The 2,592-nt window shown below is 54.7% G+C and carries 3 protein-coding genes; 1 reads left to right on the top strand and 2 read right to left on the bottom strand.

Translation table 11 applies throughout. The features are described 5' to 3' along the window. Positions 1 to 63: 63 nt before the first annotated feature. Positions 64 to 732 carry a DJ-1/PfpI family protein gene (locus AC1DLB_RS27355; protein WP_477743381.1) on the bottom strand — a complete coding sequence of 223 codons (669 nt, stop codon included), beginning with the start codon at positions 730 to 732 and terminating at the stop codon, positions 64 to 66. A gap of 126 nt (positions 733 to 858) precedes the next feature. On the opposite strand from AC1DLB_RS27355, the gene AC1DLB_RS27350 reads away from it, so the two are divergent. After that, positions 859 to 1,413, top strand: coding sequence for a TetR/AcrR family transcriptional regulator (locus tag AC1DLB_RS27350; protein WP_477743382.1), 555 nt, complete (start codon positions 859 to 861; stop codon positions 1,411 to 1,413). A 206-nt stretch (positions 1,414 to 1,619) separates the two neighbouring features. Here AC1DLB_RS27350 and AC1DLB_RS27345 read toward each other — a convergent pair. Next, the coding region (locus tag AC1DLB_RS27345) for an APC family permease (RefSeq protein ID WP_477786037.1) at positions 1,620 to 2,592 on the bottom strand (973 nt) is incomplete at its 5' end.

The raw sequence follows: 2,592 nt of genomic DNA, 5'->3' as shown, positions 1-2,592 counted from the left end.
GGACTGGCACGGACATAATGAGCTCAAATTCTCGGGGCATCGGGGATCTCTCCTGAGTTCTAACTACCAATTAGACGACATGCCATGTCGCGTTTCTTGTTGCGATGGTTTGTCGTATAACGCTCCTTGTCGCCCTGTAAGTGCTTGTCGGATGCTGAACCCGATCAAGGCATCATAGAGCTCTTGCTGCCCAGCTGGCAGAACAGGGAGCAACGTCGCACGGCGTTTGTCGACATCGAACCAGGATTCAACCAACCATCCCACCAGATAGAGCGCCGAAAGGCATCCGCCAGCGGTTGCAACGTTCCCCTGGCATACAAGAGGCTGGTCCATGGACTCAAGTCCCAGAGCTTGCAAGCTCGATCGTGCATCCGGGTGTGTAGTTGCTTGGCCGCTGAGCAGCCCAAGCCGTTCGAGAATGAAAGCTCCGGCGCATATTGAGCCGATTCGCTGGCGTCTGGAGTCAAGTTCAAACGACGGCAGGAAATCTGGGGCGGCAAGTGCAGCGGGTATCCCTTCCTTGCCGCTGACGAACAATACCGCGTCGGCACTATTGGCCTCGGAAAGCGGACCGTGCACCGAAACAGGCAGGCCGTGCGCCGATCTCACGATAGAGCTGGAACCCAATATTCGGATGTGCCAGTCCTCGGTGTTGCGGCCTAAGATGTCCCACATCAGGAATAGGTCGATATCAGTGAATTGGTCGAAAGCAACCAGAACGATTTTCTTCAAGGCGAGCTCCATGAAAAGTGCTGGCGTGCAAAACGCAACGGCCATCTTTGCTGGTGTTCGCAGCGTATCAATCGGTTGCGCACCATACACAGTCTGTATGGCGCTAAACATGGAGCGAAATAACGGGTGAGAAAACTAACTCGTAACCATTGGATCACGGCTGGTTTTGAGGCTCTCGACCAAATAGGGCATATCGGCGTTTCGGCCGAGAGTCTATCGCGCCGATTGAATGTGACCCGCGGATCGTTCTATCACCATTTCCGCAATCGCGAAGACTTTGTCCGCACCTTGCTGGCCGCTTGGGAAGAAGACTACACGGAGCGCATGCTCGCTTATGCGGCGCAGGGTCGTAGCGCGGGCGAAACCTTGAAACGCTACTTGAGTATTGCCGCTGAGAAACAACCTGGGCGGGAAATTTCCATCCGAGCCTGGTCGCTGCATGATCCGTTGGTAGGCGAGTTTCAGCAGCGTGTGGACACAAGACGACTGGATTTCGCGATACGGACGTGCCGCCGCTTGGTCCATATGCCAGGCCAAGCAGAAGTGATTGCTCAGGTGGCCCATCTGTGCCTGATTGGTGGTCAGCAGGCAGGGCTGCGGCGTGATGCCGCTCGCTTCAACGGTTTCCTGCATCGAGCCTTTTCACTTTTCGAAGGGGCTCTTCCACCGTGGCGGGCCTAAGTCATGAGTTAAATGGGGTAACTGAATAAATAGAGTTCGCGTGCCACTGCAAATGCGCGTCACTGCTCTCCTAGGGCTAAAAACAGGACAAATGAGGTGAGGGTTGACTGGCGAATGCAATCAGGTGCGCAACTGGCATGCAGTTTCGCACCTGAAAACTATTGGAGGTTGATTGACACTCCAAAGAGACCTGACGAAATGCTGGATTAATGCAATAACGAGCGGCGTCTCGCATAGGCGAAGTAGATCACCAGTCCAATTGCCAACCACGCCCCAAATGCCAGCCAGGTCGTCTGCTTGAGGAAGGTCATCAAGGTTACGCAGAACGCGATGGCGAGCAATGGAACAATGGGCACGCCGGGGCATCTGAATGCACGAGGAAGATCGGGTCGGGTCTTGCGCAATACGATCACTGCCACCGAGATCAAACTGAATGCGGCCAACGTACCGATGTTGATCAGCTCGGCGAGGACGTTTAGCGGAATCAGTGCCGAGATCAGCCCGAAGACTATTCCGACCATCCAGGTGGCGAAAAATGGGGTGCCGAATCGTGTATGAACCCTGGAAAGGCGCTGGGGAAGCAGTCCGTCGCGCGACATCGCGTAGATGATCCTGGTTTGACCGTAAGCCATCACCAGAATGACAGTCGTCATGCCAACGATTGCGCCTAAATCAACGAACCCGGCAACCCAGCTTTCACCGGCATGTTGCAACGCCAATGAAACCGGATGATCAACGCCAAGGAATTGGGCATAGGGCACGATGCCGGTCATGATCATTGAAACGGCAACGTATAACACCGCACAAACGGCCAAGGAACCGATAATACCGATGGGGAGATCACGCGCCGGTTTTTTCACTTCTTCGGCGGCAGAGGAAACCGCATCGAAACCAATGAAAGCAAAAAAAACCAAGGCCGAAGCACTCAAAATGCCATGGCCACCGAAGGGAGCGAATGGTTGCCAGTTAGCCGGCTGAACATGTCGCACACCAACGGCGATGAAGAGCAGCACCACGGCGATTTTGATGATTACCATCACGTTGTTTACGCGCGCGGATTCCTTGATGCCCATGGAAAGCATCCAGGTAATTGCCAGCATAATCACCAGCGCGGGTAGGTTGAACCAGGTTTCCACGCCGGGCAAAGAGCCTGGAGCTGCCGTAAGCACAACCGGAAGA

It is taken from the genome of Pseudomonas sp. 05N434 (assembly GCF_056396965.1).
This window is presented reverse-complemented; position numbering and strand designations above follow the sequence as displayed.